Raw genomic sequence first — 14069 nt, forward strand, 5'->3', positions numbered from 1 at the left:
AACACTTTCTTTACAAGGCTCCAAATTCTCCCTAAGGTTGAATTTATTTTTAACTCTTTGGGGTATAAATGCAATTCAACGGCTACAAACTTAACTGCGACTTTTCTGTCGGTGAGGCGATTGGCCAGCTTATTATCTGGATCTTACTGTCGATAATCACTTTAGGGCTCGCGCTTTTCGTTCTGCCCTACTACTTTTTGAAGGCACCTCTAAACCGATGTACTCTCATTGACACGACAGGAAAGGCCGTCGGAAAAGTAAATGTAGAGGTCTCTTTTAGTGACATTCTCGGCCATGCGCTTGTTTGGCTCCTCCTGACCATCGTGACCTTAGGCCTTGCTTATCTGGTCTATTGGCCTGCGGTTATTAAGCGACTGCTTAACGGAGCAACGATCCGAGAGCTCTAATTCCTATATCCTTTGCAGAAAATCCGCAGAACAAAAGCAAGCGTAGGGTGGGTGAAACCCACGCGCCCGATATCATCGGCCCACACGTGGGTTTCACCCACCCTACAGGCTTGCACTTGGGGCGCGTTGGGGCCCTAATGCGGTTATGCGTATTGTTTTGCTTTTCCTCCTCTTCCTCACCGCCTGTGGTCGCCCCCTCACCGAGGCGGAGCGGGCCTTTGCTGCTGATATCCACGGGCCCACGCTAAACTATGACCGTGTGCGCCTGCATGACGGGGCGCCGTTGAAGGCGGTGACCTTTACGCGCAAGCCGCGGCCGCGCACGACCTGTCGGGAGCTGATCTTTCCGCCCAATCCGCCTGAAGAGAAGGTTGTGAAATCCAAACCTGCGGCGGTGGCTCTTTATAACACTGTTTTGTTTGACGGGGATTGGTTCCTTGAGGATTATCTGCCCGATTACCCCGACCGCATTGGCCTAGTTGCTGCGATGTTGTTCAGTCACGAGCTCACCCATGTGTGGCAGTGGCAGAACCGCAAGCTGACGGGGTATTCTCCGCTTAAGGCTGCGCGAGAGCATCAGGTGAGCGATGATCCCTATCTGTTTGAGATCAAGGATCGCAAGTTTCTGGATTTCGGATTTGAGCAGCAAGGCTCGATCGTGGAAGAGCTGGTTTGCTGTCGCGCCTTGCAGCCGCAGGGCGCGCGGACCAAACGCCTGCACAGCCTTGTGTCGCAGGTGATGCCTGTTGCCCCCCTGCCCCAAAGCCCTGCCTATGATGTTGGCTTGCCTTGGGATGGCGTCGATCTAAAAACCATCTGTCAATGAGAGGCCCCATGACACATTACGCAATTATCATGATCTTGGCCGGTTTCGGCATTCCGATTTTGGCGGCGATGAACGCGCAACTGGGGGGGATCCTTGGCTCTCCTTCGGCGGCGGCGAGCGTGTTGTTTGTTGTGGCGTTTTCAATTGCGGTGGTTGTGACATTGATTTTCTCACCGCAGGGGTATGCCCAGCTGGCTGCGGCGCCGAAGCATCTGTTTTTGGCTGGTGTTTTGATTGCGTTTTACCTGCTGAGTATCACCTATATCGCGCCGCATTTCGGGATCGGGAATGCGGTGTTCTTTGTCCTGCTGGGGCAATTATTCTCGGCCGCGTTGATTGATCACTTTGGCCTGTTTGGCGCGCAGGTGTCACCCGTCAGCCTGACGCGGGCTGCGGGGATCGGCACCATGGCAATTGGCGTGTGGTTAACCCAGCAGGCCTAGGCCTGTGCCAGCCCTGTGATGAGCGCCCAAGTGTCTTCGCCCACGTCGACAGGGTCCATCGCTGTTTTGTTCTGACCTGGCATGCGCGCGCCTTCGTCTTGGGCGATATGCTCGGCGAGGGCTTGGACCTTTTCGCCGAAATCACTGCTCACCGCGGGGTCGATGATGAGGTAGTATTGGCCAAGGTCGTGCGGCGCGCCCTCGGGCGCTTTAAGCGGCTTCACATCGCGCGAGAGGACCGATCCCGTCAGCGCGGCGGCCAAAATCTCGGCCATGAGGCCAAAGCCCCAGCCCTTGTAACCGCCCATCGACACCAGCGACCCTTTGATCGCTTCCTCTGGATCGGTTGTGGGGTTGCCGTTCGCGTCTAGCGCCCAGCCTTCTGGAATGCGTTCGCCTGCGGCCTTTGCCATGGTGATTTTACCCAAGGCAACCGTGGTGGTGGATTGGTCAAACTGCATCGTAATGCCGCCCTGCCCGTCAGGTACAGAGAACGCGATGGGGTTGGTGCCAATGGCACGCGTTTTCCCACCCGGAGGGGCGACGATAGGCGAGGCATTGGTAAATCCGATGCCGATCATACCCGCCTGCGCGATTTGTTCGGTGAAATACCCCAGTGAAGTGCACGTATGGGCATGCGCCACAGACAATGATGCCACCCCAGCGCGGCGCGCGGCATCCAAGGCAACGGGCAGCCCGTGGGAAAATGCGGGTTGGGCAAAGCCAAAGCCTGCATCCACAGTGATGGCTGCATCACGTGGCGTTGAAATCTGGGGTGTCACGGCTCCGGAAACGCGGCCTGATTTGAGCTGCTGGCAATAGCTTTCGACATAGTAGAGGCCGCAAATCTTGTTGCCTACGCTTTCCGCTTTGCGCACGGCACGCGCGACTTCTGCGGCGGCAAAGGCGTCGGCCCCATGGGCGCTAAGGGCCATACGGACGGTTTGTTCGATCTCATCAAGGGGTATCAAAGGCATAGTCAGGCTCCGTGGGAAACAGCCCCCCGTTCAGAGCAGCCTACCCCCAGCCCGTCAAGCCTCTAATGCTTCCAGCGGATTAACGTCAATAAATTGAATGCTACCTTCCTCGAGTGGGGCCTCGACCCCTTCCAGACGCAGGATCAACCCTGTCGAGATTTCAACCCTTAGGCCGCCGTCCTCGATGGTTTGGTCAATGACGCTGGTCTCTTCCGGATCGGTTGTTTCGATGGCAAGGGCGTCTTCATCCACACTGAAATCCGAGATTTCGATTTCTTCAACGGCGTCTTGGGTCGCGACAAACACGTCCTGCCCTTCGCCACCATTGGCCGTATCCCCATCGCCAAGGAACAGGGTGTCATCCCCCGCGCCGCCGTCCAATGTGTCGGCATCTTCGTCATCAGCGCGGGTTTCGCGGCCAAAGGCTCCAAACAGCGCATCATCGCCCTCGCCGCCTTCGATGATGTCTTCGCCTTCACCACCAGCCAGCGTATCGTTCAAATTTGCCCCTGTGAGGGTATCCTGACCGCCAGAAGCGTCATGATGGACGCTGACGTCTGTTTCGGCGATGAATTCTTCGTCTTGATCGGTGCCGCGTGTGACTGTGGCGTCCACCACATTGTCCGAAGTGATGCGGGCGTTTTCGATAAAGGTTTCAACGTCCACGGTTTCCACAGGATCATCTGCGGTTTCTTCCGGCGCTTCCTCTGCACCTTCAGCGAGATCTTCAGGGTCGTCATTCAAACCCGTAAAACCAACGAGCAAAGGCCCGATGGAGGCAAGGAGCATTACAAGAAACGGAGACATATCAGGGCCTGTTTGTTATTCTGGGTTGGCCTATTGATAGATGTCAAATGTGTTTACAGTTTGAATTAAACGCGCCGACATAGGGGAAACCAAGCGGCCATCACCCTGTTAAGGCCCCTTGATCCAGCCTGATTTGGCGATCCATACGCGCTGCCAGTTCTAGGTTGTGCGTCGCGATGAGCGCGGAGAGGCCGGTGCTGCGAACCAGCCCCATCAGCGCCGCAAATACGGTTTCCGAGGTTTCGGGATCAAGGTTTCCTGTTGGTTCATCTGCAAGCAACAGTTTTGGCGCGTTTGCCAAGGCACGGCAAAAAGCAACACGTTGTTGTTCACCACCAGACAGGGCCGCTGGGCGGTGTGTGGCGCGCTGTGCAACGCCAACCTGATCCAGCAATTCCATGGCGCGGGTTTGCGCGGCCTGTCGCGAGATGCCGTTTGCCAATTGCGGCAGCACCACATTTTCCAAGGCGCTGAATTCGGGCAGAAGGTGGTGGAATTGATAGATAAACCCAACATCATCACGCCGCACCGCTGTTCGCGCAGCATCGCGTTTTCCGGTCATATCGGCACCGCCAATCGCTACGGTTCCTTTATCAGGAGTATCCAGCAGCCCAGCGATATGCAGCAGCGTTGATTTACCCGCCCCCGATGGCGCCACCAGCGCCACCACTTCGCCGCGCGCCACATCCAGATCGATGCCGCGCAGCACTGTGACTTCGTTCGGTTTGCCGCTGTTGTAGGATTTGGTGATGCCAGAGAGGCTCAGAACGGGGTGGTCACTCATAGCGCAGGGCCTCAACAGGGTTCATCCGCGCAGCACGCCTAGCGGGGAAGATCGTTACAACAAAGGACAGGCCCAGCGACAGGCCAACGGCTGACATGACATCGCCGAATTCTAACTTGGCAGGAAGGAAGTAGATGCCGCGAATGGACGGGTCCCAGGCGTTGCCGCCTGCCATCCAGTTCACAAAGCCGAATATCTGATCCACATATAGTGCAAACAGGCAGCCAAAGATCACGCCCAGCGCCGTGCCGATGATACCCGTGAAGGCCCCACAGATGAAAAACACGCGCAGAACCGATCCCTCGGACAGGCCCATGGTGCGCAGGATGCCGATATCGCGGCCTTTGTTTTTCACCAGCATGATCAGGCCAGACACAATGTTCATCGCCGCGATCAACACAAGGATCGACAGGATGACAAACATCACGTTATCTTCGATATCCAGCGCGTTCAGGAACCCCGATGAGGCCTCGCGCCATGTCCAGATCAGGGCGGTATCCCCTGCGGCTGTCAAAATATCAGGGCCAAGGCGATCCACATTGTCAGGGTCGGCAACCATGACTTCCAGCTCGTTCACGGCCTCTTCGGAGTTGAAATAGCTCTGCGCCTCGGCCAGTGGCAGATAGGCGCGGGTGCGGTCGATGTCATAGCGACCTGCGGTAAAGATATAGGTGACCTCATAGGCGTTCACGCGGGGGCTGGTGCCGAACGCGGTTTTCACACCATCAGGGGAAATCAGGCGGATGCGGTCACCGACCTGTGCGCCCAGCGTGCGGGCGATGCCCGAGCCGATCGCGATCCCTTGGGTAAAGCGCGTGATATCGCCCTCGGCGAATTGCGGTTTGGCAATGCGAGGGATGGTGTTGAGGTTTTCCTCGGTGATCCCGTAAACCTCCATCCCTGCGTTATTGCCGTTGAACGTGGCCATCACCTGCCCGCGCACAATTGGCGCAACACGGGTGACCCCATCAACCGCGCCAATGCGCGCAGCCAAAGCATCATAGTCGCGGATATCACGATCAACCGCCCCATTGGGTTGCAGCACGCCCATTTCATAGACCGTTACATGGGCATTCGCGCCCAGAATAGTATCCACAAATTCGGCCCTGAACCCTGAGCGCACAGCAAGGGTCGCGATCAGGGCGAACACCGCCAAGGTGATGCCGATCAGGCTGATCCATGTCATCACGCTCACCCCGCCCTCGGCGCGGCGCGCGCGCAGGTAGCGCCACGCGATCATCCATTCAAACGGGGCAAAGGGAGGTGTTTTGGAAGCCATTGTGGTCCTTGCTCGGGTCTTGATTGTTGTTTTCGGGCAAGGTGAGGCTTTGCGCCCTGCGGGTCAAGGCTTGGACTGTTTTCAAGGTGCTAACAGGTACAGATGCGCAACGATCAGCCGAATTGGGTCATGCGGCGCGCCGCCTGCGAAACGGTGCGCGCAGCAGGCCAAGCAAAGCGCCGATCCCTAATCCGCCCAGAACAAAACCAACAGAGGCAAAGGTGAAGCCGACAAAGCTGACCGGTACAGCGGGTTTATAGACCTGCCAAGCAGCTTGGGCGATTTCGCTATCGGTGAAACGGGCCGCGTTATAGGCGCGCATAAAGGGGCCGTGCCCTTCGAGGATATGTAAATCCTCGCTCAGACGTTCATAGCGTGCGATCGAGCGTGCCATATCCGCGCCGCGCCGCTCCAGAAACGCGGTGCCTTGCATCTGGGCCAGCGCCTCGTCGCGGGTCAGGTCGGATGCGGCGGCAGAGGCATCGAAATCCGCAACGACTTCGCCCAGCGCATCAACCGCGCCGCCTAATCGTTGCATATATTGTTGGGAAAACTCAGGGAATTGAGAGGTAGCCGTCGCCCCAGCGATGCCGCCAGCCAATGCCAAACTGCGAATAATCATAAACCGTAGACAACCTTCACCAATGCGCTATCCAGCGCGCCCATTGCATCCCAGTCTACACAAGCATCATAGGTGGCGACAACGCTCCATTCGCCTTTCCAGATCACGGCATAGGCACCAGCGTTTACGCGCTGATCAATGCACCACAGCCCAAAGTGCCAGAAATTCCGATGCTCAGCCACATCGCGTTCAAACATGCCCAGACCATATTCGGCCCCGCCTTGCACTGGCGCGAGCAACGACGCCGGAGAACCAGCCCCATATGCGCCTTGAGGCCCAAACCAATAGTAGTGAAACCGCGCATAATCCTGCGCGGACATCGCCCAGCCGCCCCATGGCAGCATGCCGCCCGTTTGGGGTGACGGTTTTGCCGAGACCCCCGCAGGGGTTAATGCGCGCTGTGAACAAACGGCTTGATAACGCGCGCCCACAGCCACTTCGATCATCTGCCCGAGGATGGCGTAGTTTTCGTTGTTATAGTTGAACTGCCCTTTGCCCTGCAGCGGCTGGCTCAACGCCAATTCGGTGGCGATGGTTTTTCGAGGCTCAGCAGAGTCCACCCAAAGCGGCATCAAGGTCTGGGTTCTGTCAGAACCAATCCCCGAGGTATGCGTAATCAGCTGCGCAACGGTGATCCCATCGGGGCCATAGCCTAAAACATCTGCGCTGGTGGTATCGGCAGCCCATGTCCCGTCCGAGACCAGAGAGGCCGCGCAAACAGCGGTGATTGCCTTGCTCAGGCTTGCGATTTCGACAACCGTATCGATTTCACCAGAAGAGCCGACGATTTCGCCCTGATGCATCACCACCATCGTGGGGTTCGGGATTTTGTTATCAGAAGCCCAGAACCCAAAGGCCGTTTCCAACGCCTTTGCCGTTTGCACGACGGGTTGGGCAAAGCCAGCGGTGGCGAAAAGGGCTAGGATGGCTGTGATGGAAACTAATCTCATGCCCGCAGTTTGTCTGGCAAAGAGGGCAATCGCAACCGATTGATGTTGCCATGCGCAGCGCGAGGGATACCCGCGCCGCGCTAACGTTTACAGGCCGCGAACGGTGAGGCCTTTGTAGATTTGGGCGATCTTCTCGATGGCCTGTTCTGGCGGCATTTCTTCGCTTTCGCCTGTGCGGCGTGAGGTCAGTTCGACCACGCCGTTTTTCAGACCGCGTGGGCCAACGGTGATGCGCCATGGCAGGCCGATCAAATCCATTGTCGCGAATTTGCCACCCGCGCGTTCCTTGCGATCATCATATAGCGGGTCAAGGCCCAGCGCCGTGAGGCTATCATACAGCGCCTCACAAGCGGCATCTGCTTCCTCGTCGCCCTGTTTGAGGTTCACGATGCCACAGTGGAACGGCGTTACACCTTCGGGCCAGATGATGCCTTTGTCGTCATGGCTGGCCTCAATGATCGCGCCCAACAGGCGGCTGACGCCGATGCCGTGGCTGCCCATGTGGACAGGCACGACTTTGCCATCAGGCCCTTGTACGGTGGCGCCCATGGCCTCGGAATATTTGGTACCAAAGTAGAAAATCTGCCCTACTTCGATCCCGCGCGCCACGCGGCGGCGTTCCTCGGGGACTTCGTTGAACAGTGCCTCGTCGTGGGTTTCGTCAGTGCGGGCGTATTTGGTGGTGAATTCCTGCATGACGCCTGCGCATTCTTCGTGGCTGTCATAGTCGATCTCACGATCGCCAAAGCGCAGATCGGTTACCGCGCTGTCATAGAACACTTCGGATTCACCCGTTTCCGCCAGCACCAGGAATTCATGCGTATCATCGCCGCCAATCGGGCCGCTGTCTGCGCGCATCGGGATCGCCTGAAGGCCCATGCGTTCATAGGTGCGCAGGTAGCTGACCAAGTGGCGGTTATAGGCGTGCAGCGCGTCTTCTTTGGTCAGGTCAAAGTTATACCCGTCCTTCATAAAGAATTCGCGGCCCCGCATCACACCGAAACGCGGACGCATCTCGTCACGGAATTTCCACTGGATGTGATAGAGCGTCATGGGCAGGTCTTTGTAGCTGCCCACATGGCTGCGGAAGATGTCGGTGATCATCTCTTCGTTGGTGGGGCCATATAGCATATCGCGGTCTTGGCGATCCTTGATGCGCAGCATTTCGGGGCCGTAAGCATCATAGCGGCCGGATTCTTTCCACAGATCGGCGGATTGCAGCGTGGGCATCAGCATCGGGATATGGCCCGCGCGCATCTGCTCTTCGTGAACGATGTTTTCCAGTTTGCGCAGAACCTTAAAGCCCAGCGGCAACCATGAATAAATGCCAGCAGCGTTTTGTTTGATCATCCCAGCGCGCAGCATGTAGCGGTGGCTCACGATCTGCGCCTCGGATGGCGTTTCTTTCAATACGGGCAGAAAATAGCGGCTTAGGCGCATGGTGGAATCCTCTTTAGACTTGCGTGCTTGCTTAGGTCAAAGCCCCGCCCGACACAATCGCCCTCTTTCGGGTGATCGCTTTGGGCGCGACCTGTTTCAGGCCTTTGCGGCGCGCTGCGCGATCCTTAGGGCGACTTCGGTTGCTTTGCCCATGTCCTGAACGGATATCCATTCAAGCGGGCCGTGGATTTCCTGCATGCCGCAAAAGACATTTGGACAGGGTACACCCAATTCGGTCAGGCGAGAGCCATCCGTGCCGCCACGGATCGGGATGGCGACGGGTTCTAGCCCCACATCACGGATCGCGGCGTGGACCAGATCAACGGGGGTCATGTCCTTCTCTAGCCAATAGCGCATGTTGCGGTATTGCGGGGTGATCTCACAGATCACCTCGGCGCGGGGTTCGGTCAGGGCGACGGCAGAACAAACGGTACGCAGGATGTCGCCCTTTTTCGCCAGCCCCTCGCGTTCAAAGTCGCGGATGATCAGGCCGATGGTCATCTCGGCGGCATCACCACTCATATCGGTGATATGGATAAACCCCTCGTTTCCTTTGGTCATTTCGGGGGTCATTTTGGTTTGCGGCAAGCCTTGGACAATTTTAGCCGCGAGGTGGGTCGCATTGACCAGCTTGTCCTTGGCCCAACCGGGATGGATCGAAACACCGCGAATGGTCACAAAGGCGCGGTCGGCTGAAAACGTCTCGTGCTGGACCTCGCCGGGAGCGGGGCCGTCAAACGTATAGGCAAAATCGCAGGCCATATCGGCGGGCAGGCGTTCATCCACGCCGCGCCCGATTTCTTCGTCGGGGGTAAAGGCAAGGCGCAGCTTGGCGCGCGGGATGTCGGGATTTGCCAAAAGATGGCGCGCTGCGGTCATGATGACCGACACGCCAGCCTTATCGTCGCCCCCCAATAACGTGGTTCCAGACGCCGTGATCAAATCATGGCCGATGCAGTTTTTCAGATGCGGTGACATATCAGGCCCCAACCTGCGTTCAGGCGCGTCAGGAAAGCTGATATCACCGCCGTCATACCCTTTGATCAGCCGCGGCTTTACGCCCGTTGCGTTAAACTGCGGCGTCGTATCAACATGGGCGCATAGGCCAACAACGGGCCCCTCTGCCGTTGCAGGGATGGTGGCCAAAACCGCGCCATATTCGGTTATCGTTACGTCCTCGGCCCCCATTTCCTCGAGTTCTTGGACCAACAGGCGGCTCATATCCAACTGGCATGGGGTGGACGGCTGGCTGGTGCTGCTTTCATCTGATTGGCTATCGATTGCAGCGTAACGCATGAGGCGGTCCTGAAGTTCGGCATCAAAGGGCGTGCGCATAGGGGGGCTCCGGCAAAGTGTTTTTTTGCATCGTGGCGGCAGGGCCGCTTATGTCAAGCGTTAGCAGACAAACGGGTGCGCGCTGCCCAATTTCCGTGCCGTGCGAAAAGGCTCCTCTCCCCCTGCCCCCTTGAAACCTGACCTGCCATGGGCGATGTGTGATATAGCTACAGGAGAAACCGTTATGGCACTGCCGATCAAAGATCAGATGAAGTATTGGGGCATTGCCTCTGCTGTTGTTTTGGTCGTTCTGTGGTTTTTGGGCGATGTCCTGCTGCCCTTTGTTCTGGGAAGTGCCATTGCCTATTTCCTTGATCCTGTTGCCGACCGGTTAGAGCGGATGGGCCTAAGCCGTGCGATGGCGACGGCGCTTATTACCATCATAGCCCTGCTTATCTTTGTCATTATGGCGCTTTTGGTTATTCCGACCTTGGTTGAGCAGGCGATCAATCTGTTTCAGATCGCGCCTGATCTGGCCTCGCGTTTCGGGGCCTTCCTGACCGAGCGTTTCCCCGCGCTATTGGAGGAAGGATCAACCCTGCAACAATCCATCCAATCTATCGGGGCCACCATCCAAGAGCGCGGCGGTGAGTTGCTGAACACTGCGCTCAGCTCGGCGGCTGGTATATTGAATTTGATGATGTTGCTGGTCATTGTACCCGTTGTCGCGGTTTATATGTTGCTGGATTGGGACCGCATGATCAGCCAGATTGACGCTCTTTTGCCCCGCGATCATGCGCCTGTGATCCGCCAATTGGCGAGGTCGATTGATAAAACGCTTGCCTCGTTCATTCGCGGCATGGGCACGGTATGTCTGGTTTTGGGGACTTATTACGCGATTGCTTTGATGCTGGTTGGGTTGCAGTTTGGGCTGGTTGTCGGCTTTGTCGCGGGATTGGTTACCTTTATCCCCTATCTGGGGGCCTTGATCGGCGGGGCTTTGGCGATCGGGTTGGCCTTGTTCCAGTTTTGGGGTGAATGGGTTTCCATCGGGATGGTTGCGGGCATTTTTGTATTTGGCCAGATCATTGAGGGAAATGTCCTGACGCCCAAACTGGTTGGGAATTCCGTTGGGCTACACCCTGTTTGGCTGATCCTTGCGCTTGCGGTATTTGGCACGCTGTTCGGATTTGTCGGGATGTTAGTTGCGGTACCTGTTGCGGCTTCCCTTGGGGTTATCGCGCGCTTTGGGATCGATCAATACAGGCAGAGCCTGCTGTATCACGGCACGACCCATTACAGCGTTGCCCCAACCGATAAAGAAGCCGAATAAGATGGCAGAACAACTGGGTCTGGATTTGCCTGTGCGCACCGCACGGGGGCGGGATGATTTTCTGGTCGCCCCGTCCAATGCGATGGCTGTTGCCATGATCGAAAACTGGCGCAACTGGACCAGTTCCAAGATGATTTTAAGCGGCCCCGAGGGCGCTGGCAAAACCCATCTAACCCATGTTTGGGCCGATGCTGCGCAGGCTAGGATCATCCAAGCCACCACACTAAAGGTGCAAGACGTGCCAGAATTGGCAAAAGGCTGCATCGCTGTCGAAGATGTGCCAGACATCGCAAATAACCCAGAGGCGCAAACGGCGCTCTTTCATCTGCACAATATGGTCTTGGCCGAAGGTCAAACTCTGCTGCTCACGGGGACAGGGGCGGTTGCCCATTGGGGTATCACCCTGCCCGATCTGGAAAGCCGCCTGCGCGGAACATTAGAGGCTACGATTGACGCGCCAGATGATGCATTATTGTCCGCCGTTTTGGTTAAGCTGTTGTCGGATCGCCAGCTTATGCCCCCTCCTGAGGTGGTCCCCTATTTGCTCAAACGTATGGACCGTTCATTTAGTGCTGCAAATCGTATCGTTGGTGCGTTGGACCGCGAAAGCCTTGCCCGCCAACGCCCGATTACCCGTTCTTTGGCTGCCCTTGTGCTGGACAATCGCGACACCGACACGCGATAGTCACAAAAGACACCCCCGTCTTATTGTCGTTACATTTTTGCTGGATAAGCATGCTCATGTCTGATGCCGATTTTCTAACCGCCCCGTTTGATGCCCCTGTTGAAATACCTGAACTGGACCTCACTGGACCGGGCCGTTTTCAAAACCGCGAGCTAAGCTGGCTGGGCTTTAACAGGCGTGTTGTTGAAGAAGCGGAAAACACACGTGTTCCTTTGCTGGAACGCCTTAGGTTCCTGTCGATCTCGGCAAATAATCTGGACGAATTTTATACAGTCCGCGTTGCGGGCCTGCGTGAGCTTGCTCAGGCGGGCAATACCACACCTGCGGCTGATGGGCTGTCCCCCGCTGAACAGCTGGTTTTGATCAACCAAGAAGCCCGCGTATTGATGCAGCGCCAACAAAGGGTGCTGGCCTCTCTACTGCATGAAATGGATGATCAGAACATCATGCTGGAGGGGTTGGATGACCTTGATGACAAGGATCGAAAAGCGCTGGATGACACGTTCCTATCCCAAGTGTTTGCCGTTCTGTCCCCTCTGGCGATTGATCCGGCCCACCCTTTTCCGTTTTTGCCCAATACGGGCTTTGCCCTTGCGCTGCAGCTAGAACGTAACAGGGACAAAAAGCCCCTTCAGGCGCTGCTGCCGATCCCTGCGCAGATTGACCGCTTTGTATCGCTGCCAGCCGAGGATGGCACAAAACGCTATCTTGCTCTCGAAGAGCTGCTCGTCCTAAAAATCCCTGATCTTTTTCCGGGATATAAGCTCAAAAACCATTTCGAATTCCGCGTGTTGCGCGACAGCGATCTGGAGGTCGAAGACGAAGCCGAAGACCTTGTGCGGGAGTTTGAAGTTGCCCTGAAACGGCGCCGCCGTGGGGGTGTTGTGCGCATGACCCATTCGGCGGGGGCGCCTGCCAAATTGCTGAGCACGATCATGCACGAGTTGGCGGTAAAACCGCAGGATGTGATCGAGATTGACGGGATGCTGGGCATTGATGACCTCTCGCAACTGGTGACCGATGACCGCCCCGAGCTGCTTTGGCCTCCGTTCATGCCGCGTGTGCCTGAACGTGTGTCAGACCATGAGGGCGATATGTTCAAGGCAATCCGATCAAAGGATATGCTGCTGCACCACCCCTATGAAACCTTTGACATGGTTGTCCGTTTTTTACAGCAGGCCGCGCGTGACCCTGATGTGGTTGCGATCAAACAAACACTTTACCGCACCTCGCGCCACAGCCCCATTGTTGAGGCATTATGCGAGGCCGCTGAGGGCGGCAAATCGGTGACGGCTTTGGTCGAGCTCAAGGCCCGTTTCGACGAAGCCGCAAATATTCGCCAATCGCGTCGGTTGGAACGGGCTGGCGCGCATGTGGTTTATGGGTTTATTGACCTCAAAACCCACGCCAAAATCTCGACCGTGGTGCGGCGTGAGGGGAACGAACTGGTGACCTATACCCACTATGGTACAGGCAACTATCACCCGATCACCGCGCGGATTTACACCGACCTGTCGCTGTTTACCTGTGACAAACGATTGGGCCGCGATGCGACCAAAGTTTTCAATTATCTTTCTGGCTATGCACAGCCTGAACATCTGGACAATCTGGCGATTTCACCGCTCACCCTTAAATCCCGTCTCCTAGAGATGATTGCCAAAGAAGCCGAGCACGCAAAGGCCGGAAAACCGGCCGAGATTTGGGCCAAGATGAATAGCCTTGTCGATTCACAAGTGATTGATGCGCTTTATGCAGCGTCCAACGCGGGGGTTCGGATCAGCCTTAGCATTCGCGGGATCTGCTCTCTTAGGCCAGGGATTAAGGGGCTGTCAGAGAACATCCGCGTGAAATCCATTGTCGGGCGGTTCCTCGAACATTCTCGCATCGTCTGTTTTGGCAATGGCTATGGGTTACCGCATAAAAAGGCGCGCGTGTTCATCTCATCCGCAGATTGGATGAGCCGCAACCTGAACCGCCGCGTTGAAACATTGGTCGAGATCGAAAACGCAACGGTTAGGGCGCAGATCACCAGCCAGATCATGGCAGCCAATATGGCTGACGTGGCGCAAAGCTGGGTTATGTCGCCCGATGGCAGCTTTACCCGACCGCCCCTGCCAGAGGGGCAATTTGCCTTTAATTGCCATCGTTTCTTCATGGAAAACCCCTCGCTTTCGGGGCGTGGTTCTGCGGGGGCCGCAGATGTGCCAAAGCTCACTCATACCGAGGATTGAGGCACTGGGT

General features: G+C 56.7%; 14 protein-coding genes. 6 read left to right on the forward strand and 8 right to left on the reverse strand.

Going from position 1 to position 14069, the window contains the following annotated elements; all coding sequences use genetic code 11:
- Positions 1 to 68 precede the first annotated feature (68 nt).
- From Z948_RS19310 to Z948_RS0103110, 3 genes are all read left to right on the forward strand, one after another.
- Entirely contained in the window at positions 69 to 407 is a 339-nt protein-coding gene (locus Z948_RS19310) for a DUF6693 family protein (protein ID WP_025058115.1), read from the forward strand.
- Between the two features lie 145 nt (positions 408 to 552).
- A complete protein-coding gene (locus tag Z948_RS0103105; protein WP_025058116.1) occupies positions 553 to 1233 on the forward strand; it encodes a hypothetical protein in 681 nt (226 codons plus the stop codon).
- An 8-nt stretch (positions 1234 to 1241) separates the two neighbouring features.
- On the forward strand, positions 1242 to 1676 hold the full coding sequence (locus Z948_RS0103110; protein WP_025058117.1) for a DMT family transporter: 435 nt from the start codon (positions 1242 to 1244) through the stop codon (positions 1674 to 1676).
- On the opposite strand, the gene Z948_RS0103115 is transcribed toward Z948_RS0103110, so the two are convergent.
- The 8 genes from Z948_RS0103115 to pepT form a co-directional block, all read right to left on the reverse strand.
- Positions 1673 to 2653 carry an Ldh family oxidoreductase gene (locus tag Z948_RS0103115; protein WP_025058118.1) on the reverse strand — a complete coding sequence of 327 codons (981 nt, stop codon included), beginning with the start codon at positions 2651 to 2653 and terminating at the stop codon, positions 1673 to 1675. The genes Z948_RS0103110 and Z948_RS0103115 overlap by 4 nt on opposite strands.
- A gap of 54 nt (positions 2654 to 2707) precedes the next feature.
- Positions 2708 to 3442, reverse strand: a complete 735-nt coding sequence (locus tag Z948_RS0103120) for a calcium-binding protein (RefSeq protein ID WP_162171767.1) — start codon at positions 3440 to 3442, stop codon at positions 2708 to 2710.
- Between the two features lie 118 nt (positions 3443 to 3560).
- Complete coding sequence (locus Z948_RS0103125; RefSeq protein ID WP_025058120.1) at positions 3561 to 4244, reverse strand: ABC transporter ATP-binding protein; 684 nt, start codon at positions 4242 to 4244, stop codon at positions 3561 to 3563.
- Positions 4237 to 5523: a lipoprotein-releasing ABC transporter permease subunit gene (locus Z948_RS0103130; protein WP_025058121.1), complete on the reverse strand. Its 1287-nt coding sequence runs from the start codon at positions 5521 to 5523 to the stop codon at positions 4237 to 4239. Before Z948_RS0103130 ends, Z948_RS0103125 begins: the two co-directional genes overlap by 8 nt.
- 127 nt (positions 5524 to 5650) lie before the next feature.
- Positions 5651 to 6145, reverse strand: a complete 495-nt coding sequence (locus Z948_RS0103135) for a DUF2937 family protein (RefSeq protein WP_025058122.1) — start codon at positions 6143 to 6145, stop codon at positions 5651 to 5653.
- The gene (locus Z948_RS0103140; protein ID WP_025058123.1) at positions 6142 to 7095 is read right to left on the reverse strand and encodes a serine hydrolase domain-containing protein; all 954 of its coding nucleotides are present in this window, start codon (positions 7093 to 7095) and stop codon (positions 6142 to 6144) included. The genes Z948_RS0103135 and Z948_RS0103140 overlap by 4 nt, the downstream gene beginning before the upstream one ends.
- An 87-nt stretch (positions 7096 to 7182) precedes the next feature.
- Positions 7183 to 8535, reverse strand: a complete 1353-nt coding sequence (gene proS, locus Z948_RS0103145) for a proline--tRNA ligase (RefSeq protein ID WP_025058124.1) — start codon at positions 8533 to 8535, stop codon at positions 7183 to 7185.
- Between the two features lie 96 nt (positions 8536 to 8631).
- The gene (pepT, locus tag Z948_RS0103150; RefSeq protein ID WP_025058125.1) at positions 8632 to 9870 is read right to left on the reverse strand and encodes a peptidase T; all 1239 of its coding nucleotides are present in this window, start codon (positions 9868 to 9870) and stop codon (positions 8632 to 8634) included.
- A 184-nt stretch (positions 9871 to 10054) separates the two neighbouring features.
- Here pepT and Z948_RS0103155 point away from each other — a divergent pair, with 184 nt between their 5' ends.
- Genes Z948_RS0103155 through Z948_RS0103165 form a run of 3 tightly spaced genes read left to right on the forward strand, consistent with a single transcriptional unit; the run spans position 10055 to position 14059 of the window.
- Entirely contained in the window at positions 10055 to 11143 is a 1089-nt protein-coding gene (locus Z948_RS0103155) for an AI-2E family transporter (RefSeq protein WP_025058126.1), read from the forward strand.
- Between the two features lies 1 nt (position 11144).
- Positions 11145 to 11828: an HdaA/DnaA family protein gene (locus Z948_RS0103160; RefSeq protein WP_025058127.1), complete on the forward strand. Its 684-nt coding sequence runs from the start codon at positions 11145 to 11147 to the stop codon at positions 11826 to 11828.
- Between the two features lie 56 nt (positions 11829 to 11884).
- Entirely contained in the window at positions 11885 to 14059 is a 2175-nt protein-coding gene (locus tag Z948_RS0103165; RefSeq protein ID WP_025058128.1) for an RNA degradosome polyphosphate kinase, read from the forward strand.
- The last annotated feature ends 10 nt before the right edge of the window (positions 14060 to 14069 follow it).

The sequence above is a fragment of the Sulfitobacter donghicola DSW-25 = KCTC 12864 = JCM 14565 genome, from assembly GCF_000622405.1.
Taxonomy (GTDB): Bacteria; Pseudomonadota; Alphaproteobacteria; order Rhodobacterales; family Rhodobacteraceae; genus Sulfitobacter; species Sulfitobacter donghicola.